This window comes from Hyphobacterium sp. SN044, assembly GCF_021864465.1.
GTDB lineage: Bacteria > Pseudomonadota > Alphaproteobacteria > Caulobacterales > Maricaulaceae > Hyphobacterium.
Window position 1 is genome coordinate 172,161 of the sequence record NZ_JAKKUV010000002.1, and the last position, 25,268, is coordinate 197,428.

The 25,268-nt window shown below is 63.9% G+C and carries 28 protein-coding genes; 17 read left to right on the forward strand and 11 right to left on the reverse strand.

Going from position 1 to position 25,268, the window contains the following annotated elements:
• The first annotated feature begins 55 nt into the window (after window positions 1–55).
• The 4 genes from parC to L5876_RS03725 are packed head-to-tail and all read left to right on the forward strand — an operon-like array spanning window position 56 to window position 4,362.
• The gene (gene parC, locus L5876_RS03710) at window positions 56–2,329 is read left to right on the forward strand and encodes a DNA topoisomerase IV subunit A (RefSeq protein ID WP_236954738.1); all 2,274 of its coding nucleotides are present in this window, start codon (window positions 56–58) and stop codon (window positions 2,327–2,329) included.
• 39 nt (window positions 2,330–2,368) lie between these two features.
• Window positions 2,369–2,917 carry a LemA family protein gene (locus L5876_RS03715; RefSeq protein ID WP_236954739.1) on the forward strand — a complete coding sequence of 183 codons (549 nt, stop codon included), beginning with the start codon at window positions 2,369–2,371 and terminating at the stop codon, window positions 2,915–2,917.
• 10 nt (window positions 2,918–2,927) lie between these two features.
• Window positions 2,928–3,953: a M48 family metallopeptidase gene (locus tag L5876_RS03720; protein WP_236954740.1), complete on the forward strand. Its 1,026-nt coding sequence runs from the start codon at window positions 2,928–2,930 to the stop codon at window positions 3,951–3,953.
• Between the two features lie 7 nt (window positions 3,954–3,960).
• The gene (locus L5876_RS03725; RefSeq protein ID WP_236954741.1) at window positions 3,961–4,362 is read left to right on the forward strand and encodes a hypothetical protein; all 402 of its coding nucleotides are present in this window, start codon (window positions 3,961–3,963) and stop codon (window positions 4,360–4,362) included.
• On the opposite strand, the gene L5876_RS03730 is transcribed toward L5876_RS03725, so the two are convergent.
• From L5876_RS03730 to L5876_RS03760, 7 genes are all read right to left on the reverse strand, one after another.
• Complete coding sequence (locus L5876_RS03730; RefSeq protein ID WP_236954742.1) at window positions 4,337–4,873, reverse strand: GNAT family N-acetyltransferase; 537 nt, start codon at window positions 4,871–4,873, stop codon at window positions 4,337–4,339. The genes L5876_RS03725 and L5876_RS03730 overlap by 26 nt on opposite strands.
• Window positions 4,866–6,458: a TRAP transporter large permease subunit gene (locus tag L5876_RS03735; protein WP_236954743.1), complete on the reverse strand. Its 1,593-nt coding sequence runs from the start codon at window positions 6,456–6,458 to the stop codon at window positions 4,866–4,868. The genes L5876_RS03730 and L5876_RS03735 overlap by 8 nt, the downstream gene beginning before the upstream one ends.
• A gap of 3 nt (window positions 6,459–6,461) precedes the next feature.
• Window positions 6,462–7,241 carry a TRAP transporter small permease subunit gene (locus L5876_RS03740; protein ID WP_236954744.1) on the reverse strand — a complete coding sequence of 260 codons (780 nt, stop codon included), beginning with the start codon at window positions 7,239–7,241 and terminating at the stop codon, window positions 6,462–6,464.
• Window positions 7,242–7,244: 3 nt separating this feature from the next.
• Window positions 7,245–8,366, reverse strand: a complete 1,122-nt coding sequence (locus L5876_RS03745; RefSeq protein WP_236954745.1) for a TRAP transporter substrate-binding protein — start codon at window positions 8,364–8,366, stop codon at window positions 7,245–7,247.
• Complete coding sequence (locus L5876_RS03750; RefSeq protein WP_236954746.1) at window positions 8,366–9,136, reverse strand: arginyltransferase; 771 nt, start codon at window positions 9,134–9,136, stop codon at window positions 8,366–8,368. The genes L5876_RS03745 and L5876_RS03750 overlap by 1 nt, the downstream gene beginning before the upstream one ends.
• Window positions 9,137–9,169: 33 nt before the next feature.
• Window positions 9,170–11,026: an SLC13 family permease gene (locus L5876_RS03755; protein WP_236954747.1), complete on the reverse strand. Its 1,857-nt coding sequence runs from the start codon at window positions 11,024–11,026 to the stop codon at window positions 9,170–9,172.
• Window positions 11,027–11,119: 93 nt separating this feature from the next.
• On the reverse strand, window positions 11,120–12,019 hold the full coding sequence (locus tag L5876_RS03760; protein ID WP_236954748.1) for a flagellar motor protein MotB: 900 nt from the start codon (window positions 12,017–12,019) through the stop codon (window positions 11,120–11,122).
• An 87-nt stretch (window positions 12,020–12,106) separates the two neighbouring features.
• Here L5876_RS03760 and L5876_RS03765 point away from each other — a divergent pair, with 87 nt between their 5' ends.
• Genes L5876_RS03765 through L5876_RS03775 form a run of 3 tightly spaced genes read left to right on the forward strand, consistent with a single transcriptional unit; the run spans window position 12,107 to window position 14,478 of the window.
• Window positions 12,107–12,571, forward strand: coding sequence for a flavin reductase family protein (locus L5876_RS03765; protein ID WP_236954750.1), 465 nt, complete (start codon window positions 12,107–12,109; stop codon window positions 12,569–12,571).
• 11 nt (window positions 12,572–12,582) lie between these two features.
• Window positions 12,583–13,452, forward strand: coding sequence for an NAD(P)-dependent oxidoreductase (locus tag L5876_RS03770; RefSeq protein WP_236954751.1), 870 nt, complete (start codon window positions 12,583–12,585; stop codon window positions 13,450–13,452).
• Between the two features lie 21 nt (window positions 13,453–13,473).
• Window positions 13,474–14,478 (forward strand): TIGR00341 family protein, encoded by a 1,005-nt coding sequence (locus tag L5876_RS03775; protein ID WP_039709930.1) that lies wholly within the window; start codon window positions 13,474–13,476, stop codon window positions 14,476–14,478.
• Window positions 14,479–14,537: 59 nt separating this feature from the next.
• Here the strand turns inward: L5876_RS03775 and L5876_RS03780 are convergent, their stop codons facing one another.
• Complete coding sequence (locus L5876_RS03780) at window positions 14,538–14,867, reverse strand: hypothetical protein (RefSeq protein ID WP_236954757.1); 330 nt, start codon at window positions 14,865–14,867, stop codon at window positions 14,538–14,540.
• A 147-nt stretch (window positions 14,868–15,014) separates the two neighbouring features.
• Here L5876_RS03780 and L5876_RS03785 point away from each other — a divergent pair, with 147 nt between their 5' ends.
• Window positions 15,015–15,641 (forward strand): trimeric intracellular cation channel family protein, encoded by a 627-nt coding sequence (locus tag L5876_RS03785; protein WP_236954759.1) that lies wholly within the window; start codon window positions 15,015–15,017, stop codon window positions 15,639–15,641.
• A 164-nt stretch (window positions 15,642–15,805) separates the two neighbouring features.
• Here L5876_RS03785 and L5876_RS03790 read toward each other — a convergent pair whose 3' ends face one another.
• From L5876_RS03790 to hemB, 3 genes are all read right to left on the reverse strand, one after another.
• The gene (locus L5876_RS03790) at window positions 15,806–16,945 is read right to left on the reverse strand and encodes a PLP-dependent aspartate aminotransferase family protein (RefSeq protein WP_236955033.1); all 1,140 of its coding nucleotides are present in this window, start codon (window positions 16,943–16,945) and stop codon (window positions 15,806–15,808) included.
• A gap of 43 nt (window positions 16,946–16,988) precedes the next feature.
• Window positions 16,989–17,378: a hypothetical protein gene (locus L5876_RS03795; RefSeq protein ID WP_236954760.1), complete on the reverse strand. Its 390-nt coding sequence runs from the start codon at window positions 17,376–17,378 to the stop codon at window positions 16,989–16,991.
• Between the two features lie 64 nt (window positions 17,379–17,442).
• The gene (gene hemB / locus L5876_RS03800) at window positions 17,443–18,429 is read right to left on the reverse strand and encodes a porphobilinogen synthase (RefSeq protein WP_236954762.1); all 987 of its coding nucleotides are present in this window, start codon (window positions 18,427–18,429) and stop codon (window positions 17,443–17,445) included.
• 85 nt (window positions 18,430–18,514) lie between these two features.
• Between hemB and L5876_RS03805 the strand changes: the two genes are divergently transcribed.
• The 9 genes from L5876_RS03805 (at window position 18,515) to L5876_RS03845 (ending at window position 25,260) form a co-directional block, all read left to right on the forward strand.
• Window positions 18,515–19,651 (forward strand): isobutyryl-CoA dehydrogenase, encoded by a 1,137-nt coding sequence (locus L5876_RS03805; RefSeq protein WP_236954764.1) that lies wholly within the window; start codon window positions 18,515–18,517, stop codon window positions 19,649–19,651.
• Between the two features lie 57 nt (window positions 19,652–19,708).
• Window positions 19,709–19,966 (forward strand): type II toxin-antitoxin system Phd/YefM family antitoxin, encoded by a 258-nt coding sequence (locus tag L5876_RS03810; RefSeq protein ID WP_236954766.1) that lies wholly within the window; start codon window positions 19,709–19,711, stop codon window positions 19,964–19,966.
• Entirely contained in the window at window positions 19,963–20,379 is a 417-nt protein-coding gene (locus L5876_RS03815; RefSeq protein WP_236954767.1) for a PIN domain-containing protein, read from the forward strand. The genes L5876_RS03810 and L5876_RS03815 overlap by 4 nt, the downstream gene beginning before the upstream one ends.
• 1 nt (window position 20,380) lies before the next feature.
• On the forward strand, window positions 20,381–21,442 hold the full coding sequence (locus tag L5876_RS03820; RefSeq protein WP_236954769.1) for an enoyl-CoA hydratase/isomerase family protein: 1,062 nt from the start codon (window positions 20,381–20,383) through the stop codon (window positions 21,440–21,442).
• A 76-nt stretch (window positions 21,443–21,518) separates the two neighbouring features.
• Entirely contained in the window at window positions 21,519–22,208 is a 690-nt protein-coding gene (locus L5876_RS03825; protein ID WP_236954771.1) for a DUF805 domain-containing protein, read from the forward strand.
• Window positions 22,205–23,095: a 3-hydroxyisobutyrate dehydrogenase gene (gene mmsB / locus L5876_RS03830; RefSeq protein WP_236954773.1), complete on the forward strand. Its 891-nt coding sequence runs from the start codon at window positions 22,205–22,207 to the stop codon at window positions 23,093–23,095. Before L5876_RS03825 ends, mmsB begins: the two co-directional genes overlap by 4 nt.
• Window positions 23,096–23,180: 85 nt before the next feature.
• Window positions 23,181–23,672 carry a MarR family winged helix-turn-helix transcriptional regulator gene (locus L5876_RS03835; protein WP_236954775.1) on the forward strand — a complete coding sequence of 164 codons (492 nt, stop codon included), beginning with the start codon at window positions 23,181–23,183 and terminating at the stop codon, window positions 23,670–23,672.
• A gap of 107 nt (window positions 23,673–23,779) precedes the next feature.
• Entirely contained in the window at window positions 23,780–24,994 is a 1,215-nt protein-coding gene (gene hemA / locus L5876_RS03840; protein ID WP_236955034.1) for a 5-aminolevulinate synthase, read from the forward strand.
• On the forward strand, window positions 24,991–25,260 hold the full coding sequence (locus L5876_RS03845) for a hypothetical protein (protein ID WP_236954777.1): 270 nt from the start codon (window positions 24,991–24,993) through the stop codon (window positions 25,258–25,260). Before hemA ends, L5876_RS03845 begins: the two co-directional genes overlap by 4 nt.
• Window positions 25,261–25,268 lie beyond the last annotated feature (8 nt).

Genomic DNA, 25,268 nt, shown 5'->3' on the forward strand with positions numbered 1-25,268 from the left:
TTCGCCGGTCAGACCGGCTACACTCATAGGCACTGCGAATCAGAGGGCCTGACCCATGGGCGAGCTTGTCACACCGGATGGCGGCGAGATCTTCGAAGAGCCGTTCGATGAAGCGCTGTCGAAGCGCTACCTCGCCTATGCACTGTCGACCATCACCCAGCGCGCGCTGCCCGATGCGCGCGACGGGTTGAAGCCGGTTCACCGGCGCATCCTGCATGCGATGCGCCTTCTCAAGCTGGACCCCGATACCGCGTTCAAGAAATCGGCGCGGGTGGTCGGCGATGTGATCGGCCGCTTCCACCCGCACGGCGACCAGGCCGTCTATGATGCCATGGTCCGGCTCGCGCAGGATTTCGCCTCGCGCTATCCCCTGGTCGACGGGCAGGGCAATTTCGGGAATATCGACGGCGATAACGCTGCCGCCTACCGCTATACCGAGGCGCGCCTGACCGAAACGGCGCGGCTGCTTCTGGAAGGCCTCGACGAGGGCGCGGTCGATTTCCGCAAGACCTATAACGAGGAGGATGACGAACCCGTCGTCCTGCCGGCAGCGTTTCCCAACCTGCTGGCGAACGGTTCGTCCGGTATCGCGGTCGGCATGGCGACCAATATCCCGCCGCACAATGCCTATGAGCTGTGCCGGGCGGCGCGCCAGCTGATCAACAATCCGGATGCCTCCGTGGCGCAGCTCTGCCGTTCGGTGAAGGGGCCGGACTTCCCGACGGGCGGGATCTGCGTGGAACCGGCGGAGGCGATCCGCGAGGCCTATGAGACGGGGCGCGGCGGATTTCGTGTCCGCGCGCGATGGAACCAGGAAGACCTCGGCCGGGGCACCTGGCAGATCGTCGTCACCGAGATTCCCTATCAGGTCCAGAAGGCCAAACTGGTGGAGCGGATCGCCCAACTGCTCGACCAGAAGAAGCTGCCGCTCCTTGAAGACGTGCGCGACGAGAGTGCGGAAGACATCCGCCTCGTGCTCGAGCCGAAGAACCGGAATGTCGATCCGGCGGTGCTGATGGAGTCGCTGTTCAAGCTGACCGAGCTGGAATCGCGGATATCGCTCAATCTCAACGTGCTCGATCCGTACGGTGCGCCGCGCGTTATGAGCCTCAAGGACGTGCTTCGCGTCTGGCTCGATCACCGCCGCGAGGTCGTTGTCCGCCGCGCGAGCAACCGGCTCGCCAAGGTCGAGGACCGGCTGGAAGTGCTGGCCGGTTACATCATCGTCTATGCCGATCTCGACGAGGTGATCCGGATCATCCGCTTCGAGGACGAGCCGAAGCAGACGCTGATGAAGACGTTCAGCCTGACCGAACGCCAGGCCGAAGCCATTCTCAACATGCGCCTGCGCGCCCTGCGCAAGCTGGAAGAGATCGCCATCCGCGAGGAGGAGGCGAAGCTCACGGCCGAGCGCAAGACGCTGAAAACGCTGATCGCGTCGGATGCGGAACAGTGGGCGAAGGTCGATGGCGAGATTGCCGCGGTCGAGGAAGCCTACGGTCCGAAGACCCCGCTCGGCCGCCGCCGCACCGAATTCGCCGACGCGCCGGACACCGATCTCGACGCCGTGGCCGAGGCCTTCATCGTCCGGGAATCGATCACGGTCGTGATCTCGGAGAAGGGCTGGATCCGGGCGCTAAAAGGGCATTCGATCGATCTCGGCGCCGTCGCCTTCAAGGAAGGCGACCGGGGCATGTTCGCCGAGAAATGCGAGACCACCGACAAGCTGATCCTGTTCGCAACGGACGGCCGCTTCTACACGCTGGACGCGTCGAAACTGCCGGGCGGGCGCGGGCATGGCGAGCCGCTTAGGCTTCACGCCGGCCTGCCGGAAACCGCCGCTCCCGTCGCGCTGTTCAAGCACGACCCCGAGCGCATGCTGCTGGTGGCGTCACGCGCCGCGCAGGGTTTCCGCATCAGGGAATCCGAAGTCTTCGGCATGAAGAAGGGCGGCAAGCAGGTGCTGAATGTCGGCGAGGGCGAGGCGATCGTCTGTATCCCGGCGAATGGCGATACGGTCGCCGTGCTCGGCACCAACAAGAAGCTGCTGGTCTTCGCGCTGGAGGAAATTCCGGAAATGACCCGCGGCAAGGGGGTTCGCCTGCTTGGCGGGAAGGGCGCGGAACTGGCCGACGCGACCGTGTTCAACGCCGAGGAAGGCCTCAGCTGGATCGATGGCGCGGGCCGCCGCCAGAGCCTGCCTGATTGGCCAAACTGGTCCGGCAAGCGGGCGCAGGCCGGCCGGATGCAGCCGAAGGGTTTACCCAAGAACCAGAAATTCGCACCCCGTGACCCCGCCATCGTGGCGCGGGCCGCAGATTCGGCGTAAGAGGGCGTTCAAAGCCCAATCCATCGGAGACCGAGCCCCATGTTGATCACCCTCGGCGTCATTGCCGTTCTCGTCGTCATCCTCGTCCTCATCTATAACCGTCTCGTCGCGCTGCGGCAGACGACGAACCAGGCGTGGGGGGATATCGATGTCCAGCTGAAGCAGCGTCAGGACCTGGTTCCGAACCTGGTCGAGACGGTGAAGGGCTATGCCAGCCACGAGAAGGAAACGCTGGAGAAGGTTGTCCAGGCACGCAATGCGGCGGTGTCCGCCCATTCGGTGAAGGATCAGGCGCAGGCGGAAAACATGCTGTCGGGTGCGCTGCGCCAGCTGTTCGCGCTGTCGGAAGCCTATCCGGACCTGAAGGCCAACGAGAACTTCCTGAAACTGCAGGCCGAACTCGCCGATCTGGAAAACAAGATCGCCGCGGCGCGCCGCTTCTTCAACAACGCGGTCAACGAATACAACACCGCGATCGAGCAATTCCCCGCCGTCGTGCTGGCCAGCCCGATGGGCTTCAAGCCGCGCGAATTCTTCGAAGTGGCCGACCGGGCCGCGGTGGAGAATGCTCCGGCGGTAAAGTTCTAGGGAGGCGCTGATGCTCGGCGCCACCGGGCTCAGAACGCATATCTGGAACAACAATCTGAAGTCCGTCCTGTTGTTGGCGGGCTTCCCGTTTCTCCTGATGCTGCTGGCGCTGGCCGGTTCGCTCGTTCTCGTCGCCTTCACAGGCGGCGAGGGCGGCAGTTATGCCTCGAAATCGGGGGGATATTCCTATTCCACCTTCGACGCGGTGATGGCGAACTGGCCGCAAATGGCGTTGTGGTCCGTCATCATCGCGATCATCTGGTTCATCATCGCTTGGTTTTCGCACCAGGCGATGATCGATGCGGCGACCGGCGCGCGTAAAGTCACCCGCGAGGAGCAGCCGGAACTGTATAACCTTCTGGAAAATCTCTGCATTTCGCGCGGCATCACGATGCCGTCGCTGCGGATCATCGAGACGCCGCAGATGAATGCCTATGCCAGCGGTCTGACCGAGAAACAGTATTCCGTGACAGTGACTTCCGGCCTGATGCAGCGTCTTGACCGTGACGAGCTCGAGGCGGTGCTGGCGCACGAGCTGACCCATATCCTCAACCGTGATGTTCGTCTTCTTGTGATCTCCGTCATCTTCGTCGGCATCTTCTCCTTCGTGGCGCAGATCGGCGTGCGGGCGATGTTCCATGGCGCGGTCGTCAGGTCCGGCCGCTCGCGGCGCGGGGGCGGCGGCAATGCCGCCATCCTGATGCTGATCGCGGTGGCGATCGTCGCGGTTGCCTGGTTCCTCGCGATCGCCATCCGCTTTGCGCTTTCGAGGAAGCGCGAATACATGGCCGATGCCGGAGCGGTGGAACTGACGAAGAATCCGGACGCGATGATCGGCGCGCTTGAGAAGATATCCGGCCACGCGGCAATGGACGATGCGCCGTCGGAAATCCGCGAGATGATGATCGAGAATCCGAAGTCGGGTTTTTCGGGCATCTTCATGACGCACCCGCCGATCGAAAGGCGGATCGAGGCGCTCGAGAAATTTGCTGGCGGACGCCGCGAACCGGGCTATAGCGCGGTGCCGACCGTGTGAGCCCGACGTGATGCTGACTGCCCTGATCCTTTCTGCCGCACTTCAGTCCGTGCCGCATTTGTGCGGGACGGCAAATGAACCGTCGGCAATTGCGGACTGGAATGCGTGGGCGAATAGCCGGATGGCCGGTCACTGGTATGGCCGTACCGTTGACGCCGTCAGCGGGGTGGCGGAACACGCCGCCATTGCGGCGCTGGACTCAGCTATGGCAGGCCGCGTGTGGACCGCTGAAGGCGACGGCGTGCTGTTCGTCCTGCGGCCGCGGTCGGAATGCGACAGCGGGCGGGGATATTCCGCGGCGCTGATCGACGCGGAAAGCGGCGAAGTTCTTGAAACCGCGCCGCATCTGACGCTCGTCACTGCGCGTTATCGCCCGGTCGTGCTTACCGACGGCGCTCGTAGAGACTGACCGCTTTCCCGTTGAATTCCGTATCCTGCGCGAGCGTGTAGCCGGCCTTCGCCGCGACGCCGATCGATGCCGTATTGTCCGGATTGATGATCGCAACGCAGCGTTTGCCGGGCCGCGCCCGATCGATCCAGGCTTGCGCGCCCAAAACCGCCTCGGTGGCGTAGCCCTTGCCGTGCGCGTCCGGGATGATGGCGTAGCCAAGCTCCGGCAAGCCGCGGATCGACGGGGTGATGTCTCGGCAGAAATCGGCAAAGCCGCATTCCCCGACGAAGCGCCCGCCGTCCTTCTCCGTAACGGCCCAATAACCGAAGCCCAAGATCGCCCACAGGCCCGGATAGCGCAGCATGCGCAGCCAGGCGTCGGACGGCGTTGACGCCATGGCGCCGATGAAGCGCCTCGTCGTTTCATGCGCCCACAGCGCGTAGGAATGGGGAGCGTCCTCCGCCCGGTGTCCGCGCAGGATCAGACGTTCGGTTTCGACGACCGGGATCGAGAAAACGTCCTCAGTCATAGAGCAGTCCCGGCAACCCCGTCGCAAGCCACGGAAGGAGCGCGACGATGGCGATCACGGCGATCTGTATGCCCACAAAGGGCATGGCCCCGCGATAGATTGCTCCGGTCGTGACCTCCGGCGGCGCAACGCCGCGCAGATAGAAGAGCGCAAAGCCGAAAGGCGGGGTCAGGAAGCTGGTCTGCAGGTTGAGTGCCATCAGGACGCCAAGCCAGACCGGATCGATGCCCATCATCAGAAGGATCGGCGCGACGATCGGCACCACCACGAAGGTGATCTCGATGAAGTCGAGAAAGAATCCGAGGATGAACATCACTGCCATCACGACGGCGAGCGCCCCCCATTTCCCGCCCGGAACGGCTTCGAGCGCGTGCTGGACGGTCGCGTCGCCGCCCAGCTCCCGGAAGATCAGCGAGAACAGCGAGGCGCCGATCAGGATGACGAAGACCATGGACGATATCTGCGCCGTCGAGGTCATCACCTCGTCGAGGACCTTCGACCGGTAGAGGCGGAAGAGGGCGACCAGGGCGCCGGCGGTCGTCAGGGCGACGAGGATGAAGGCCAGCGTGATGCCGAACTGGTCACCGGCCGAGGCCGCTTCCCGGCCGAGGCGCAAGTCGACGAAAACCGTCATCACGATCAGCGAAATCAGTGCCAGGGCACCGACACCGGTGACGATGCGCCCGCCGACCGGGTTGGAGTCGGCGCCGGCATTGCGGAAGGCCGCAAGGAAGGTCGCCCCGACCGCACCGATGCCCGCCGCTTCGGTCGGGGTCGCCAGGCCGGTCAGAATGGAACCCAGCACCGCAACGATCAGCGCCAGGGGCGGGATCAGGGCGTGCAGCACCTCGCCCCAGTTCGTCGTTCCTTCCTCGCGCGGCACGGCCGGCGCGGCGGACGGCTTCATGATGGCGATCACGACCTGATAGCCGACATAGACGCCAACAAGGATCAGGCCAGGGATCAGCGCGCCGGCGAAGAGATCGCCGACCGAGACGATGTCGGGCGAGAAGATGCCTTGCGCGCGCTGCGCCTCGGAATAGGCGTTCGAGAGCTGGTCGCCGAGGAGGACGAGCACGATGGAGGGCGGAATGATCTGCCCCAGCGTGCCGGCCGCCGCGATCGAGCCGGAGGCGAGGGCAGGCGAATAGCCGCGCTTCAGCATGGTGGGCAGGGAGAGCAGACCCATCGTCACCACGGTCGCGCCGACGATCCCGGTCGAGGCGGCGAGCAGGGCGCCGACGACGACGACGGAGATGCCGAGGCCGCCGCGCATCGAGCCGAACAGCTTGCCCATTGCCTCGAGCAATTCCTCGGCGACCTTCGATTTTTCGAGCATCACGCCCATGAAGACGAAAAGCGGGACCGCAACGAGGATCTGCTTGTCCATCTCCATCATGTTTCCGTAGATCCGCTGCGGAAAGGCGCGGAGGTGGATGGTGTCGAAGACGCCGAGCGCCATGCCGATCAGCGCAAAGACGAGTGCGACGCCGGCCAGGGTGAAGGCCACCGGGAAGCCGCGCAGCAGCGCCGCGAAGGCGGCGATGAACATCAGGAAGGGGAGGAGTTCGACGAGGAGCGTCATCGTCTAGAGCTCCCCCTCGACAGCTTTGCGGTGGCCCGGAACCGGGCGGCCCGAAATCGTCAGCGCGGCACGTGCCGCCATTGACGCGCCCTGCAGGATCATCATCACCGCGAAGACCGGGATTGCGGCCTTCAGGAGGTAGACGAAGGCGAGACCGTTGCTTTCGCGTGAGCGTTCGAGAATGCGCCAGGACGCGTTCACATAGGGGCTGGACATGACGAGGATCAGCCAGCCCATCGGGATCAGGGCGAAATAGACGCCGATCAGGTCGGTCCAGGCTTTGCCGCGTTCGCTCAGCTTCGAATAGATGATGTCGACCCGGACATGTCCGTCAGCGAGCAGGGTGATGCCGGACGACAGGAGAAACAGCAGGGCGTGCATGTAGATCACGCTTTCCTGCAGCCCGGTCATGGCGATGCCGAAGACATAGCGCTGAACCACGACGATGGCGGTCACCACGACGAGGCCGAGCGCGAACCAGCGAGCCGCGTCGCCGATTGCCGTATTCACCGCGTCGATGCAGCGAGTGGCGAGGCGGAGCAGTGCTTCAAGCGGTCCGGGCAGCGCAGCAAACCGGCCCCAGAGCGCGGCAAGCACGGGAAACAGCAGAAGCGGGGACAGCAACAGGCCGACCCATCCGATTGCGTCTCCGGCGGATGCCATGAACCGGTAGAGATGGGCCTGCGACCATGCCGACACGCCACCGCCGCTTGCGGAATCGATCAGCGACAGCGCAATGCCGATGGCGATGACGACGAGGAGTAGGACGTCCCCCGCGCGCATCTTCTACCTGCCGAGCACGCGTTCGCGCTGCATGAAATAGGGCGGTTCGGAGATGCGGCCCCATTCGCGGCCGCGGCGACGGCCTTCCATATAGCTTTCATAGATGCGGCGGCCGAGTTGATCGTGATTGCCGACATCGGCGACGACCTGTTCGGAAATCTCGCCAATCCGGGTCCACATCTCGTCGGAGAACTGGCGCAGCTCGACGCCGTGATCCTCGACGAGGACGCGGAGCGCGACCGCATTCTGGTGCGCGAATTCGGCGATCGACTGGTTGTTCGCCGCGCGGCAGGCCGCCCGCAGGATCGCCTGATGATCGCTTTCAAGGCTGTCCCAGACGCCGCGATTGATCCCGACGCCAAGGGCTGAGCCGGGCTCATGGAAGCCGGGGCCGTAATAGTAAGGGGCCTCGCGGTAGAATCCGAAGGCGAGGTCGTTCCACGGACCGACCCATTCGGTCGCGTCGATCGTGCCGGACTGCAGCGCAGGATAGATCTCGCTGCCCGAAAGGGCGACGGCCGCGCCGCCCAGTTCGCGCAGCACCGTGCCACCGAGGCCGGGAATGCGCATGCGCAGGCCGCGGAAATCGTCGAGCGTGTTGATTTCGCGCTTGAACCAGCCGCCCATCTGGAGGCCGGAATTGCCGGCCTGGAAAGAGATGATGCCGAACTGGCCGGCGAGTTCTTCCCAGAGTTCCTGACCGCCGCCGAATTCGCACCAGGCCATGATTTCGGTCGCGGTCATGCCGAATGGCACGGCGGTGAAGAAGTTGAAGCCGGGATGCTTGCCCTGCCAGTAATATTCCGCCGCGTGATACATGTCCGCCGCGCCGGTCGAGACGGCATCGAACACTTCGAACGCACCGACGATTTCGCCTGCGCCGTAGACGCGGATATCGAGCGTGCCGCCGGACATCTCGTTGCAGAATTGCGCGACACGGTCGGCCGCCGTGCCGAGACCGGGGAAGTTGGCCGGCCAGGTCGTGACCATGCGCAGCTGGCGTGTGCGGCGGCGATTGACGGCCGGTGCGGCCGGGCCGCTGGTCTGGCTGTCCTGGCCGCCACAGGCGGTGGCAACGGTTGCGGCAGCGATCGACGCTCCGCTCAGGAATGTGCGGCGGTCCATTAGTCCTCCCCTTCGTCCGCATCGGGTTCGTCCCCGATGTCGTTCAAAATCTGCTCCAGCGACTGCCAGCCGGCGCTGGTCAGCACCTCAAGCGGCCGGAAGCGCGACTTGTAGTCCATTTTCCGGCTGCCCGGCACCCAGTAGCCGAGATAGACGTTCGAGAACCCGTTCTCCTTCGTCCAGCGGATCGCGTCCAGCACCATGAAGGTGCCGGGGCTCCGCGGCGCATCGTCTGGATCGAAGAAGCTGTAGAGCAGGGACGGGCCGTCGCGCAGCCGGTCCACCAAGGCGCAGGCGCGCAGGCGACCGGCCGGGTCGCGGTATTCGACGAGATCGGTGCGTTGCGCCCTGTCGCTGACCATCAGCACGTATTCGCCATAGCTCATCCCGGCCATGTCGCCGTCGCCATGACGGGAGTCGAGATAGCGTGTGAGAAGCGCGAATTGCTCTGCCGTGGCCTCGGCCGGTTTCTCGTGGCGAACAAGGTGATCATTGCGTTTCAGGACACGGCGGAAGCTTCGCGTCCAGTCGAACGTCTCGACGGGAATGCGCGCGGAATGGCAGGCGTCGCATTGCTCGCATGCTGGGCGATAGAGCACGCCCTGCGAGCGGCGGAATCCTGCATGGGTCAGCGCGTCGTTCAGACCCGGGCCTTCACCCGGATCAATCCGGGTGAAAAGCTTCCTTTCCTGACGGCCCGGCAGATAGGGGCAGGGCCCTGCCGCTGTCAGGTAAAAGGGAATCTGCCGTGTCGAGAAGGGATGCGTCACGCCCCCGCGCCTCCGCTCCGAATCCGCCCTGTGTCAGGTGGAGGCTAACGCGCCAGAGCCAAAGCCGAAATGGAAGGCCGCATATGCCGTGAAAATGATCCACATGACGATCACCAGCGGCGCACCGGCCTTGATGAAGTCGGTGAATTTGTAATGTCCCGGCGACATGACCAGCAGATTGGTCTGATAGCCGATCGGCGTCGCGAAGGAGGTGTTCGCCGCGAACAGCACGGTCAGCGCGAACAGGGTCGGGTCGGCGCCCAGCTGATTGGCTGCGCCGATGGCGATCGGCGTGAAGAGGATGGCGGTCGCATTGTTCGACAGGATGTTGGTCAGCAGCGCGACGAGAATGAACATCGCCGACAACAGCGCGACCGGTCCGTAGGGGGCGAAGGCGTTGACCACGAGCATCGCCAGGTAATCCGCAGCCCCCGTCGATTGCAGCGCGGTTCCTAGCGCGAAGGCCGAGCCGACGAGCAGGTAGACCCGGTTGTCGATCGCCCGTGCAGCCTGGCGTACATTCAGACAGCCCGCACCGATCATGCCGACCGCTCCAAGAACCGATGCGTGGACGATCGGCAAGAGGTTGGTTGCTGCCAGCAAAACCACACCGCCGAAGATCAGCAGGGACGCGGTGGCGCGACGCGGGTCGGGCAGATCGGTCGTCGCCCAGGCCATCAAAAGCAAGTCGCGGTCATGGCGCAGCTTGCGCAGCGCTTCGGCGGTCCCGAACAGCAGGAGGACGTCGCCCGGCTCCAGCCGAATCTCGCCCATGCGCTTGCGGATCATGCGCGACCGGCGCTGAACGCCGAGCACGATCGTGTTGGTCTGATGGCGGAAGCCCACCTGTTCGACCAGCCGGCCCACCAGCCTCGATCCCGGCGGCACAACCGCTTCTGACAGGGCAAGTCGCTCGCCTGGGCTGGGTTCTTCACCCGGTCCGGCGGTCTGAAGCATGCCGCGCAGAAATTCGGCGCGCGTCGACAACAAATCCGACAGGGTTTTCCGGGTCGCTGCGACGATAACAAGGTCGCCCGATTGCAGCACGATTTCGTCAAAAGGCGGGAGGTAGGCGTGCTCGCCGCGCTGGATCATGCGCACCGTCATGTTCGGCAAATCCGAAAACATGCCGGCGACCGGCGTCACACCGACCAGCGGGTGATCGCGCGTGACCTCGATCTGGGCGATGAATTGCTTGCCATCACCGCCGGCGATCTCGGTCTCCATCGTTGCGCGTTCGGGGAGCAGGTGCGGCAGCACGAAGGCGATGTAGACGATGCCGCCGATCACCAGAAACAGGCCTGGCATGGTCGGCTCGAAGAAGTCGAGACCCGAGCCGGTCAGGCTTCGCATCGAATCCGAGACGAGCAGGTTCGTCGATGAGCCGATCAGGGTCAGCATGCCGCCCAGGATGCAGATATAGCTGAGCGGGATCATGATCTTGGCCGGGCTGCGCCCCATCCGTGCGGCGATCGCGACCAGGATCGGGATGAACATCACCACGACCGGCGTGTTGTTGATGAAGGCCGAGACGACCAGTACGAAGGCAAAGATCGCCAGTAGTGTCAGGAAGGGCCGCTTGTCATAGCTCGCCAAGAGGCGCTGCGTGGGGCCTTCCATCGCCCCGGTCTGGAAAATGCCCTGGCCGACGACCAGAAGCGCCATGATGGTGATCAGGGCCGGATTGGCGAAACCGGCGAGAATTTCGCCGGGACCGGGATTGCCTTCCGCCAGGGGAAAGATCTGGAAATAGACGAGGATGATCGCGACGATGGCCGCCGAGACGATCTCGATCGAGAAGCGCTCCCAGCAATAGAAGACGATGGCGAGTACGGCCCCCGCCAGTACCGCCCACATCTGCCACTCGCCCGGAGACGCAGCGTCGATCATGCGGGGAAGTTACCGGATTCGCAGGTGAGGTTCGTCATCGGACGAACGCTAGCAGCGATGCTCCCGGTCGCGAAGCCCGAATTCGGTGCCGCGCTACAGTCCGCCGGCGGGCAGGACGGGTGCCTCGCGCAACAGCACGATGGACAGGCGGCGATTGCCCGGCAGGTAGGGATCGTCCGGATAGAGCGGCTCGGTGCCCGCGCGGCCCTGGACCTCGGCGATGCGGTCATCCGCGAGGCCGGAGGATTGCAGGATGCGGCGGGCGGCATTGGCGCGGTCGGCCGACAGATCCCAGTTGGTGTAGTCCGCGGCCGGAGACGGACCGGAGTCCGTATGTCCTGAGATCGACAGGCGGTTCGGCAGCTGTTGCGCGATTTCCGCGACGGCGCGCAGCAGCACCACGGCGCGCTCGTTCGGCTCGGCGGAGCCGGGACGGAACATGGCGCGACCTTCCTGGTCGACGAGCTGGATGCGCAGGCCTTCCGGCGTCATGTCGATCAGGATCTGGCGCGACAGTTCGGCAATTTCCGGCATGTCCTGCATGGCCTGACGGAGGGATTGTTCGGCGGCTTCGAACTCGGCCTGTTCGCGGCGCGCCATGGCGCTGGCCATCGCATCGGTCGAGGCTCGCGGTCCGTCGGACGCGTCGGGGGATTCGTTTTCCTGGGTGTTGTTGTCGCGGCGCGCATCCGGGGCGAGGCGCTCGATCACCGAGGACGAACCCCGGCCTTGAGCTCCGTCTTCGCCCAGCGCGGTGCCGCCCAGAACGCCGCCATTGCCGGACGTCGAGGGGCTGACGCTGGCGGGCGCGAAATAGTCGGCGATGCCGCGGCGCTGTTCCGGCGTCGTGGTATTGATCAGCCACATCAACAGGAAGAAGGCCATCATGGCGGTGACGAAGTCGGCGTAAGCCACCTTCCACGCGCCGCCGTGGTGACCATGGCCACCACCCTTCTTGACTTTCTTGATGACGATCGGTTGATCACCGGCCATGCCGAACCACCTCTTCCACCCTGAGACAGGGCTTGTAACCCGGACAGCGTTAAGGTCCGGTTTCGAACCGCCGATTCGGAGCAGCGAGTGATCGATACGACCGCCCAGCGCGCGCTTCTAAGCCGCTATCCGACCGGTGTGACGGTGGTTTGCGCCATGACCGATGCCGGTCCCATCGGCATTACGGTCAATTCCTTTGCCTCGGTTTCGCTCGATCCGCCGCTGGTTCTGTGGTCGATCGGCAGGGCCTCGGACCGCTATGAGGCGTTCCTGTCGGCAAAGGTGTTCACGATCAATATCCTGACGGCCGAGCAGGCCGCCCTGGCGCAGCACTATGCGCAGAACGCGATGCTGGTCGACGGCCATTGGACGATGGCCAGCAATGGCGCGCCGCGTATTTCGAATGCTGCCGGGACGCTGGAATGCCGCCAGCATGCGGTCCATCCGGGCGGGGATCACGACATTCTGGTCGGCGAGGTCACGGCGCTGCACGAAGGCCCGGCGGCGGCATCACTGACGTTTTTCAAGAGCGGATACGGCCGCATCGGCTGAGGAGTTTCACCATGGCGACGTGCGCATTTCTGGGTCTCGGCGTGATGGGCTTCCCGATGGCGGGCCATCTGGTGGCCAACGGCCACGGGGTGACGGTGTGGAACCGGACCGGGAAGAAGGCGAAGGACTGGGCGGCAAGGCATTCCGGCCTCGCCAAGGCGAAGGTTGCCGATGCGGTCGCGGATTGCGACTTCGTCTTCATGTGCCTCGGGGATGATCCCGATGTACGCGAGGTTGCCTTTCCGGCACTCGGCGCGATGAAGCCGGGCAGCGTTCTGGTCGACCACACGACGGCATCCGCTGAACTGGCCCGTGAGCTTCACGTTGCGGCTAGAGAGAAGGGGATCGGCTTCGTCGACGCGCCGGTTTCCGGCGGTCAGGCGGGGGCTGAAAACGGCCAGTTGACGATCATGTGCGGCGGCGATGAAGCCGATTTCGCCAAGGCCGAGCCGGTGATGGCGGCCTATGCCAAGGCCTCGACCCTGATCGGCGAGGCGGGCGCCGGCCAGCTGTGCAAGATGGTCAACCAGCTCTGCATCGCCGGTGTGGTGCAGGGCCTGTCGGAAGGCATTCATTTCGCGCACCGGTCCGGCCTCGACGTATCGAAGGTGATGGGTGCGATCTCCAAGGGCGCGGCGCAATCCTGGCAGATGGAAAACCGCTGGCAGACTATGGACAAGGGCGAGTTCGAGTTCGGCTTCGCCATCGACTGGATGCGCAAGGATCTCCGCATCGCGCTGGAGGAAGCCCGGCGCAATGGCGCGCAGCTTCCTGTGGCGGCGCTGGTCGACCAGTTCTACGCTGATGTCCAGGCGATGGGCGGAAGCCGGTGGGATACGTCGAGCCTGATCGCCCGTCTGGAACGCTCCGGCCGAGGCTGAGGCGGTTAGAGGGAGGATGACATGCGTCTGATCGAGGTCACCTTCCCGGACAGTGTCGAGACCAAGCCGCTTCTGAGCGCCTGCATGAAGGCCGAGCCGATGGACTATCGGCTCGAGCCCGCCGACGACCGGGGGCGCCGCCTGTTGCGGCTCGTTTTCCGGACAGGCGACGGGCAGGAGGCGATCGACGCGATCCAGGGCATTCTGGCGAATGAAGAGGGCTGGCGCCTGGTGGTCGTGCCGGTCGAGGCTGCGCTGCCCAAGCCGAAGGACACCGAGGAAGACGAGGAGACCAAGAAGCAGCGCAAGACACTCGCCCTGCGCGAGGAGTTGTTCGAGGACATTTCCCGCGGAGCCAATCTCAACCGCGACTTCCTGCTTCTGACCGTATTGTCCGCTGTCGTGGCGGCGCTTGGGCTCAATGCAAACAATGTTGCCGCGGTGATCGGGGCGATGGTGATCGCACCGCTGCTCGGGCCGATCCTTGCCTTTTCCTTCGGGTCCGCACTCGGCGATCTCGACCTGATGCTCCGCTCGGCGCGCACGGCGCTGGCCGGCCTCATGGTCGGCCTGCTGGTCGCCATGGCGCTTGGCGCGGCGACCAGTGCCAATCTCGGCAGTGACGAGTTGGTGTCCCGGACTTTTGTCGGGGTCGATGCGGTGGCGCTCGCTCTCGCGGCAGGCGCAGCGGCGGCTCTGTCGATCTCGACCGGGATTTCCTCCGCGCTTGTGGGCGTGATGGTCGCCGTGGCGTTGCTGCCGCCCTCGGCGGCGGTCGGCCTCTTCATCGGCGACGGGGAATGGTCGATGGCGCTGCGCGCCGCGTTGCTGCTCGCGATCAACGTAACGAGCGTGATCCTCGCCGCGCTCTTCGTCTTCCGGGTGAAGGGCGTGCGGCCCCGGACCTGGCTGGAACGTCGCTCGGCGAAGCGGTCTGTCTTCGTGAACTACGCCGTCTGGGTGGTCTGCATTCTCGTGCTGACGGCCGTCGCGTGGCGCGTCGCGCCCGTCGATGTGCTGCCCTGAAACGACAGACGGCCCCGCGGTGGGGCTGCGGGACCGTCCGGCGGTGTGGCAGTCAGGGGTTACGAGGCGCTGCTGCCACCGGGGATGAGGCGTTCGACGGTGGCCATCACAATCACCATGATCGAGGCCGCGCCGAGCACGGCGCCGTAATTGGTGAAGATGCTGGTGAGATACTCGCCCACCGCCGGGATCGGACCCAGCGCGCCGGCCCCGCCGGCGATCAGGAAGATCGCGGCCAGGATCAGCGCCTTGCGGTGATCGCCCTTGACGAAGAAGCCGCTGACCAGGCCGAGAACGACCAGGATCAAGGCGGCGTATTCAAACGTGAAGAATGCGAAGACGACGGCGGCGAGCAGGGCCACGGCCCAGATGATCTTGTCGAGTGACATTGATTTCCCTCCCTTGCTGAAGTGTTCTGACCTCAGGGGCCCCTTCAGACCTTGAAAGGGCTAGATCGAGTCTAGTGAAATGAACAAGCCCCAATCATTTCACTGTCGTAAAACTCTATCGAAAGATATTGCGGTGCAGCAAATACTATGAGTGTCGAAACCCTCTTTCTTTTCCTCGACTTTGGCGGGATCGCGCTGTTCGCTTTCTCCGGCGGGATGCTGGCGGCGCGAAAGGCGCTCGACCCGTTCGGCGCGGCCATTCTGGGCGCGGTGACTGGCATGGGCGGAGGGACTTTGCGCGACGTCTTGCTCGGCACGCTGCCGGTCTATTGGGTCGAGGCGCCGGTCTATCTCTGGGTGGCGCTCGGCGGGGCGCTCGCCGGGTATTACTCCTCGGGCTGGGCACAGGCGGTGGCGAACCGGCGCGTCGTTCTGGTCTGGGCGGACGCGGTGGGCATGTCGGCCTTCTGTGTGATCGGCGCGCAGGCGGGGCTTGAAGCCGGGGCGCACTGGACGATCGCGCTCCTGACCGGCGTGATGAGCGCGGCCTTTGGCGGTCTGATCCGCGACATCATCGTCAACGATGTGCCGCTGGTGCTGCGCGAAGACGTCTATGCGCTTGCCGCACTCGCTGGCGCTGCGGCCTATGTCGCGGCGCTGGCGCTCGGGATTGGCCCCAGCTTCGCGGCGGTTGGCGGAGCGCTCATCGCCTTCGTGCTGCGCGGCTGCGCGATCCAGTTCAAATGGTCGCTGCCGCCGATCGGGAAGGTTTAGCACCGCTTTCTCCCTCTCCCTTCAGGGAGAGGGCTGGGGTGAGGGGTCTTTTCTCTTCGGCTGTACAGAAATAGAAGACCCCTCATCCGGCGCTTCGCGCCACCTTCTCCCTGAAGGGAGAAGCAATTCAGTCGGATTCCCGCTTTCGCGGGAACACCAATTACTCACAACCGGTCCAGCACGCCCTTCAGATCCGCGATCATTTCTTCCGCCGGTTCGATGCCGCAGGACAGGCGGACGAGATCGCCCGGCGTTGTGGTCTGCGGGCCTTCGACCGGGGCGCGGTGCTCGATCAGGCTTTCCACCCCGCCGAGCGAGGTCGCCTGGATGAAGAGCCTGGTTCCCGCCGCCAACTTCCGGGCGGCGTCGAACCCGCCCTTGAGGCGCAGCGAGAGCATGCCGCCGAAGCCGCCGGTCATCTGCCTGGCTGCGATGGCGTGGCCGGGATGCGTGGTCAGGCCGGGATAGAGGACGGCGTTCACGGCGGGATGGCCCGTCATCGCCTCGGCGACGGCCATGGCGTTGGCGCTCTGACGTTCGAAGCGGATGAAGAGGGTGCGCAGGCCGCGCATCAACAGCCAGCTTTCGAACGCGCCGGGTATGGCGCCGGTCTTGTTGTGGACTTCGCAAATTTCCGCCCAGCGCGGGCCGGTATCGCGAGTTGCCAGCACTCCGGCGAGCACGTCGGAATGGCCATTGAGATACTTCGTCGCGGAATGCATCACGATGTCGGCACCGAGATCGAGTGCGCGCGTCGTGCAGGGCGGGGCGCAGGTGCCGTCTATGGCCAGTATCGCGCCAGCGGCGTGCGCGATCTCCGCCGAGGCGGCGATGTCGACCACGTCCCAGCAGGGATTGGCCGGGGTCTCGATCCAGACCAGATCGGTGCCGCGGCCCGAGACGGCTTCCTTCAGTTCCGCCGTGTCGCCCGGCTCGACGAGGGTGAGGGCGATGCGGCCCTTGGCGGCCGCGCGCTCCATCAGCGCCTTCGCGCCGTAATACATCCGGGTCTGCGCCACGACATGGCCGCCCGCCGGGATGCTCTCCACAACGGCGGCGACGGCGGCCATGCCGGAGGAAAAGAGGCGGGCATCGTTCGCGCCTTCGAGCGCGGCGAGCACGTCCGCGACATGCTGCTCTGTCGGGCCTTCGGGGCGGCGGTAATCGACCGCGCCGATCAGCGCATTGTCCGCGCCGCGGGCATAGGTCGAGGCGGGATGGATCGGCGGAATGACCGCGCCGGTTTCGCCATCGATCCGGTGCATTGCCTGCACGGCCAGCGTTTCGGGGGAGGGATTTTTCATCGCGGTCACTTTTTCATCTCTGCAACCGAAGAGCCTGACATCGTTATTCCCAAATCGCAGCACGGGCTTCAGGGGTCGCCAATTGATAAAATTGCTGCTCGAGGTTTTCTAGCTCAGCCAAGATTGCGTGCGCATCCCATAGCTTTCCTACGGACGCATTGTTCCCGCGATCCTTCGTGAGGTGCGCAATCTGCTTATCGGCGCGTGTTTTGGCTTCTCGGAGCAATTTGTTGTCGTCTGGAATTGACCAGTGGGGCCAAGGGGTTTCGGGATTGCAGTATTCTGCGGCTCTAAGATCGCCGGTACGGTGGCTCGGCCCAGGAAAATAGAAATGGATCAAAGCGCGCGTGTGGATCGCAAAAGATTCAAGAAATGCGTTCTTGATCGCTCCATCGCCAGTGTATCGAAGTAGTTCGGCTGTAGCCCGAAGCATGTCCAACTCGTACCGAAGGTGTTTGAGCTCCGGATGTGTTTCGATAGGTCCCGTAGCAAGTGGTCTATCCATTCAACAGCCTCGCCGCCCTGGGAGCGAAATAGGTCACGATGCCGCTGGCCCCCGCACGACGGAAGGCCAGCAGGGTTTCGAGCATCACCCGGTCGCCGTCGATCCAGCCATTGGCCGCCGCCGCCTCGATCATCGCGTATTCGCCGGAGACCTGGAAGGCGAGCACAGGTACGGCGAAGGTGTCGGAGACGAATTTGACGATGTCGAGGTAAGGCAGGCCCGGCTTCACCATCACCATGTCGGCGCCTTCGGCGAGGTCGAGTTCGACCTCGCGCAGCGCCTCGGAGATGTTGCCCGGGTCCATCTGATAGGTCTTCTTGTCGCCGGTCAGCACGCCGGCCGAGCCGATGGCTTCCCGGTAGGGGCCGTAGAAGCCCGAGGCGTATTTCGCGGCATAGGACAGGATCAGCGTGTCGGTGTGGCCGTCGCCCTCCAGCGCATCGCGCACCGCGCCGATCCGCCCGTCCATCATGTCCGACGGGGCGATGACGTCGCAGCCGGCACGGGCCTGGACCAGCGCCTGCTCGACGAGGCGTTCGACCGTCTCGTCATTGAGGATGACACCGTCTTTCAGGACGCCGTCATGGCCGTGGCTGGTGAAGGGGTCGAGCGCGACGTCGCAGATGATGCCGATATCCGGCACGGCGTCCTTGATCGCCTTGATGGCGGTCGGGACGAGACCGTCCGGGTTCAGCGCCTCGGTGCCATGCTCGTCCTTCTTCGCCGGGTCGATATGCGGGAACATCGCGATGGCCGGGATGCCGAGATCGCGGGCGATCTTCGCTTCCTTCACGAGTTCCTTCACCGAAAAGCGTTCAACGCCCGGCATGGCGCCGACGGGGTCGCGGTCCTTGCCGGAATCGGTGACGACCACCGACCAGACGAGATCGTCGGGCGTGACATGACGCTCGCGGACCAGACGCCGTGTCCAGTCCGACTGGCGAAGCCGCCGCATGCGGGTTGCCGGGAATGCGCCCATGTATCAACTCCCTCTCGTATGCTTGCCCGCGCGGGTGTGCCGCGCTAGGCCTTCGCCGCCCTTCCTAGACCAACGGAGACGCGCTTTGAACTTCGCCCTGACGGAAGACCAGAGCCTGATACAGGACGCCGCCCGGAAATTCGCCGAAGATCGGATGGCCCCGAACGCGGCGGAATGGGACGAAAAGAAGCACTTCCCGGTCGATGTGCTGCAGGAAGCCGCGGCGATGGGCTTTGCCGGCATCTATGTCGGCGAGGAGCATGGCGGCTCCGGCATGACGCGGCTCGACGCGGCGCTGATCTTCGAACAGCTGGCGCGCGGCTGCACCTCCACGGCGGCCTATATCTCGATCCACAACATGTGCGCCTGGATGATCGACACCTGGGGCGATGACGAACAGCGGGCGAAATTCCTGCCGAAGCTGATGTCGATGGAGCATTTCGCGAGCTATTGCCTGACCGAGCCGGGAGCCGGGTCCGACGCCGCATCGCTGCGCACCAAGGCGGTGCGCGATGGCGACGACTACGTCCTCAACGGCTCGAAAGCCTTCATCTCCGGTGGCGGGCGCAGCGACATCTATGTCGTGATGGCGCGAACGGGCGGTGAAGGGCCGTCGGGCATTTCCACCTTCGTGGTCGAAAACGGCACGAAGGGGCTCAGTTTCGGCGCGAACGAGAAGAAGATGGGCTGGAATTCCCAGCCGACGGCGGTCGTCAATTTCGAGGATTGCCGCATCCCCGCCGCCAACCGGCTGGGCGAGGAAGGCATCGGCTTCAAGATCGCGATGATGGGCCTGAATGGCGGCCGGGTGAATATCGGCGCGTGCTCGCTCGGCGGGGCGGCACAGGCGTTCGACGTGGCGAACGAGTACGTGAAATCGCGCACCCAGTTCGGCAAGCCGATCGCCGGGTTTCAGGTGACGCAGTTCAAGCTGGCCGACATGGCGACGGATATCGAGGCGGCGCGCCTGATGCTCTACCGGGCGGCGGCGTCGATTGATGCGAAAGACCCGTCGGCGCCGAAATATTGCGCGATGGCGAAGCGGTTCGCGACCGATGCGTGTTTCGACGTGACCAATCAGGCGCTGCAGCTGCATGGCGGCTACGGCTATCTGAAGGACTATCCGATCGAGCGCATCCTGCGGGACCTCCGCGTCCACCAAATCCTTGAAGGCACGAACGAGATCATGCGCGTCATCATCGCCAAGGACGTGATGAAGTAGGGGTTCCGCTCCAGACAAAATCTGACTATATTTATGGTCAGAAATGGGAGGCCGGACATGCGTGAAGTCGGCGTGCTGGAAGCCAAGACGCACCTGTCGAAGCTGATCGAGGAGATCGAGGCGACGGGGGAGGAGATCGTCATTACCCGGCACGGCAAGCCGATTGTGCGGCTCTCAAGAGTAACAGGGGCTGGCCGGCCATTGAATTCGGAGGAATTGCTCGCCAGGCTGAAAGCGTTCCGGAATAGCCAAATGGCGGTCGCGGATCTTGATCAGCAAAGTTGGGATGAGCTGAAGGAGACTATCCGGTCGTGAGGCCGGTCGTTGTCGATGCGTCTGTGGCCGCTGCCTGGCTGATCAGGTCGCAGGCTTCCGCATATGCGGACGCATTCAGATCGTCCTCTGGAATACGGTTGATAGCCCCGAATATTTTTGCTTGGGAAATGTGCAATCTGTTGAGGTTGTTCGCGTCACGTGGCGCGTTCGAACTCGATGCAGGGCTGGCTTCACTGGACGCTTTGGGTGTGGTCCTGGAGCCAGCCATTTCCGGACAAAGTATCAGCGAACTCACGCGGTTCGCGCATGGTGTCAGGCTAAGCCTCTTCGATGCTGCCTATCTTGCGCTGGCGTTGGAAGCGGAGGCGGAGCTGGTATCCCGAGACGGTCACCTGTTGACCGTGGCGCTGGCGAACGGCATCCCATGCCATGACCTCAGAGACCGGAGCTGACATGACCGACGAGATCATCGCCCGCAAGACTGGCCAGGTCGGGCGGATCACGCTCAACCGACCCAAGGCGCTGAATGCGCTGAACACGGCCATGGTGCACGCCATGACGCGGGCGCTGCTCGCCTGGAAGAACGACGACGGCGTGAAGGCGGTCGTTGTCGACGGTGAGGGCGAGAAGGGGTTCTGCGCCGGCGGCGATATCCGCATGCTGCACGACAGCGGCAAGGCGGGGACCGACGAGGCGTGGCGCTTCTGGCACGACGAATACCAGTTGAACACGCTGATCAAGCGCTATCCGAAACCCTATGTCGCGCTGATCGACGGCATCACGATGGGCGGCGGGGTCGGCATTTCGGTCCACGGCTCGCACCGCGTGGCGGGCGACCGCACCATGCTGGCCATGCCGGAGACGGGTATCGGCTTCTTCCCCGATGTCGGCGGCACGTATTTCCTGCCGAGGCTCGAAGGCGAGCTCGGCATGTGGATGGGGCTGACGGGCGCGCGCCTGAAGGCCGCGGATTCGCTCGCGGCCGGGATCGCGACGCATTACGTGCCGTCCGACAAGCATGACGATCTGGTCGGGGCGCTGGAAAGCGCCGATCTCGATGCCGACGGCGAGGCGCTGGAAGACATTCTCGACGCCCATGCCGGTGATCCGGGTCATTCGCAGCTCGCGCATACGCGCGGTCTGATCGACCGGGCCTTCGCGGGCGACGACGTGGCGGAAATGGTCTCGCGCATGGAAGACGCCCGCGACCCGTGGTCGACCGAGCAGGCCGCGATCCTGGCGAAGAAGTCCCCGACCGCGATGGTGTTGACCGCAATGGCGATCCGCAAGGGCGCGGACATGGAGTTCGAGGACGTGATGCGCCAGGAGCTGCGCATCTCTGTCCGCTGCCTGACCGGCAAGGATTTCTACGAGGGCGTGCGCGCCGTCATCATCGACAAGGACAATGCGCCGCAATGGCGTCCGGCAACGCTTGGCGGTGTCGGCGAGCTGCGCATCGAGCGCTATTTCGAGCCCCTGCCGGACGCGCAGGAACTGACGTTTCTGGAGGATTGAGTCCCTTTCAACCACTCAAAATAGATGGCAAATTCTTTTGCTATCATGAGTGATCTGGATTTCGTGGAGGCCAGCGATGCGGGGGGAAGTTCTTCGTTATGACGATGCGATTGGAGAGGGACTAATCAGTGGGGACGATGGACAAAGATACCGGTTTCAACGTTCTGATCTGATGCAGCTGGAGCCAATTTTTCAAGGAACCAGAGTTGACTTTCAAATTGTCGACGGGCGCGCAACCGAGATCGTTATTGTCCACGCCACGGCCATCTCGAAACCCAGAATTGCGCCCACATCGACCCACACAAATGAGGATCTAAGTCTCTGGGAGTATTTTATAAAAAGCTTTCGTCTTTTTGCAAGTTTTGAGGGCAGGGCGCGACGGAAAGAATTTTGGTCGTTTGTTTTATTTTATTATGTTATACTCATTGGAATGATTGGTGTTTTTATTTTAATAACAGAGAATACCGAAATACGTCATTCGCGAAATTATGACTCAATTGGGGCGGCATTTTCATTTATTATAATTGTATTTTTGGTTGGAACGATAATACCCCACCTAGCGGTTACTGTTCGTCGATTGCACGATTCAGGAAATTCTGGTTGGTGGGTATTGATCTCTCTGATCCCCTACATTGGTGGAATTATTCTATTGATCATGATGTTGATCCCCTCGGAGGAGAGGGTCAACAAGCACGGGCCTGTTCCAAAGCCTGCCCCGAACGCAGGAATTTCTACCGTTTCGAACAAACCTTGGGAAAGAAAATGAGCCATATCGCATTCATCGGCCTCGGGAATATGGGCTCGGGCATGGCGGCGAACCTCGCCAAGGCCGGGCATACCGTCCACGCCTTCGACCTGTCGCCGGAAGCGGTGAAACGGGCCGAAGCGGCCGGGGCGCGCGGTGTCGACAGTGCGGCAAATGCCGTGGCGGGGGCGGCGGCGGTCGTCACCATGCTGCCCGCGGGCAAGCATGTGCGGTCGGTCTATGAGGGCGAGATTTTCCCGAACGCCAAGCCCGGCACGCTGATGATGGATTGTTCGACGATCGACGTGGCCACGGCGCGTTCGGTCGGCGAGGCGGCGGCGGCCAAGGGCTTCGACTTCGTTGATGCGCCGGTGTCGGGCGGTGTCGCGGCAGCCGAAGGCGGCACGCTGACCTTCATGGTCGGCGGTCCGGAAGCGGCGTTCAAAAAGGCCGAAGACTATCTGTCGAAGATGGGCAAGGCGGTGATCCATGCCGGCGATGCCGGGACGGGGCAGGCGGCGAAGATCTGCAACAACATGCTGCTGGCGATCCACATGATCGGCACGTGCGAGGCCTTCGCGCTGGCCGACAAGCTGGGACTCGACCGGCAGAAATTCTTCGACATCGCGTCGAAGGCCTCGGGGCAGAACTGGTCGCTGACCAGCTATTGCCCAGTGCCGGGTCCGCTTCCGTCCTCGGCGGCGAACCGCGACTACACGCCGGGCTTCGCCACCGCGATGATGCTGAAGGATCTGAAGCTGGCGATGGATGCCGCGGCGACCGCCGGAGCGTCGACGCCGCTCGGCGCGCAGGCCGAAGCCCTCTATGCCATGTTCGACGGTCTGGGCGGGCGCGAGAAGGATTTCTCGGGCATTTTCAAGATGATCGACGGCAGCTGGCGCGGCTGAACAGTCGCTTAAGCGGTTTCTTTACCCCTGTCTGGCACTCTGGTCCGCAAACAAGAAAAATCTTGGGTGGATTGGAGTGCGGGATATGGCGATTGCCGAAGTCCTGTCCAGCGGCGCCAAAGTGCGCCCGGACTATCTGGAAATGCTGCAGCGCGTGGAGCGTCTGCACCGTCACCTGCTCGATGTCGTCAAGGACGAACTCGACCGGGAAGGCATGGGCGACCTGACCAGTGTTCAGGCGCTTTTGCTGTTCAATATCGGGGATTCGGTCCTGACCGCGGGCGAGCTGCGCACGCGCGGGCACTATCTCGGCTCGAACGTCTCCTACAATCTGAAGAAGCTCGTCGATCTCGGCTATATCGACCAGAACCGGTCGGAAGATGACCGGCGCACGGTCCAGATTGCCCTGACCGACAAGGGCCATGCGGTCCGCGCGCTTCTGACCGGCCTGTTCGCGCGCCAGTCGGCGGCGCTCGGCCCGTCGGGGGGTCTGGAAGAGGACAAGGTCGAGGCGACCAATCTGGCGCTCGGCCGCCTGGAGCGCTTCTGGACCGACCATATCCGGTTCCGCCTGTAATTTTCAGCGCCTGCGTCTATCTGTCCTTCTCGCCATGAACGTTCGGGCGTGTTTTAACGTCCGCAACGGAATCGTGACGGCCAAGCCGTTCAACGAGCAGGACGATGATGGACTACAAAGCCGCCTTCACCAGTGCCGTGGCGCGTGTCCGCGCCGAGGGGCGCTACCGGGTCTTCGCGAACCTGCTGCGCCGCAAGGGTGAATTCCCGCGCGCCCGCTGGCGGACGCCGGACGGCGATACGCGCGATGTGACGGTGTGGTGTTCAAACGACTATCTCGGCATGGGGCAAAGTGCCTGCGTGACGGAGTCGATGAAAAAGGCGATCGACGAGGTCGGCGCCGGCGCGGGCGGCACGCGCAACATCTCCGGCACAACGAATTACCATGTCGAGCTGGAGCGTTCGCTCGCCGATCTGCACGGCAAGGAAGCCGCGTTGCTCTTCACCTCCGGCTATATCTCGAACGAGGCGACGATCGCCACGCTCGGCAAGATCCTGCCGAATCTGATCATCTTCTCCGACGCGCTGAACCATGCCTCGATGATCGAGGGTGTGCGCGGCGCCAAGTGCGAGAAACATGTCTGGCGGCACAATGACGTTGCCCATCTCGAGGAATTGCTGAAAGCCGCGCCGAAGGATGCGCCGAAGCTGATTGCGTTCGAGAGCGTCTATTCGATGGACGGCGATATCGGCCCCATCGAGGCGGTCTGCGATCTCGCCGACAAGTATGGCGCGATGACCTATCTGGACGAGGTTCACGCCGTCGGGCTCTACGGTCTGCGCGGCGGCGGCATCTCCGAACAGGAAGGGCTGGCGGACCGGCTGACTATTATCGAAGGCACGCTCGGCAAGGCATTCGGCGTCATGGGCGGTTATATTGCTGCGGATGCCGTGATCGTCGACGCGATCCGCTCCTGGGCACCGGGCTTCATCTTCACGACGTCGCTGGCGCCGGCACTGGCCGCCGGGGCGCGGGCAAGCGTCGAATACCTGAAGTCGGACCATTCGCTGCGCGAGCGGCACCAGGAACGCGCCGCGACACTGAAGGCGAAGCTGGCCGATGCCGGCCTGCCGGTGATGGACACGCCGACGCATATCGTGCCGGTGAAGGTCGGCGATCCGGTACTGTGCAAGCGGCTCAGCGATGTGCTGCTGGAAGAGCACGGCATCTACGTCCAGCCGATCAACTACCCGACCGTGCCGCGCGGCACCGAGCGCCTGCGGTTCACCCCGTCGCCGCTGCACACGGACGCGATGATGGACGAGCTGGTCGATGCTCTGCGTGCCGTCTTCCAGCGCTATTCCAACGTCCGGGTCGCATGAGCAGCGCGTCCGGCGGACATGATTCCGGCGGGCAGGGGCGCGAATACCTGATCGAATTCATCGATATGGGCCACGCCGTGCGCGTGGCGGCGATCGACGTCGAGACCGGCGAGGAAGTCGTCATCCAGGCGCCGAAATCCGCCACCGAGGCGGAGATGAAGCGTGTTGTCGTGGCGAAGCTCGACCGAAAGCTGGGCCTGACCGGCAAGGACACCCCGGAAAAGAAACGGCCGGGCACTGGGCCCGGCCGCGGTATCAAGGTCTGAAACGACCT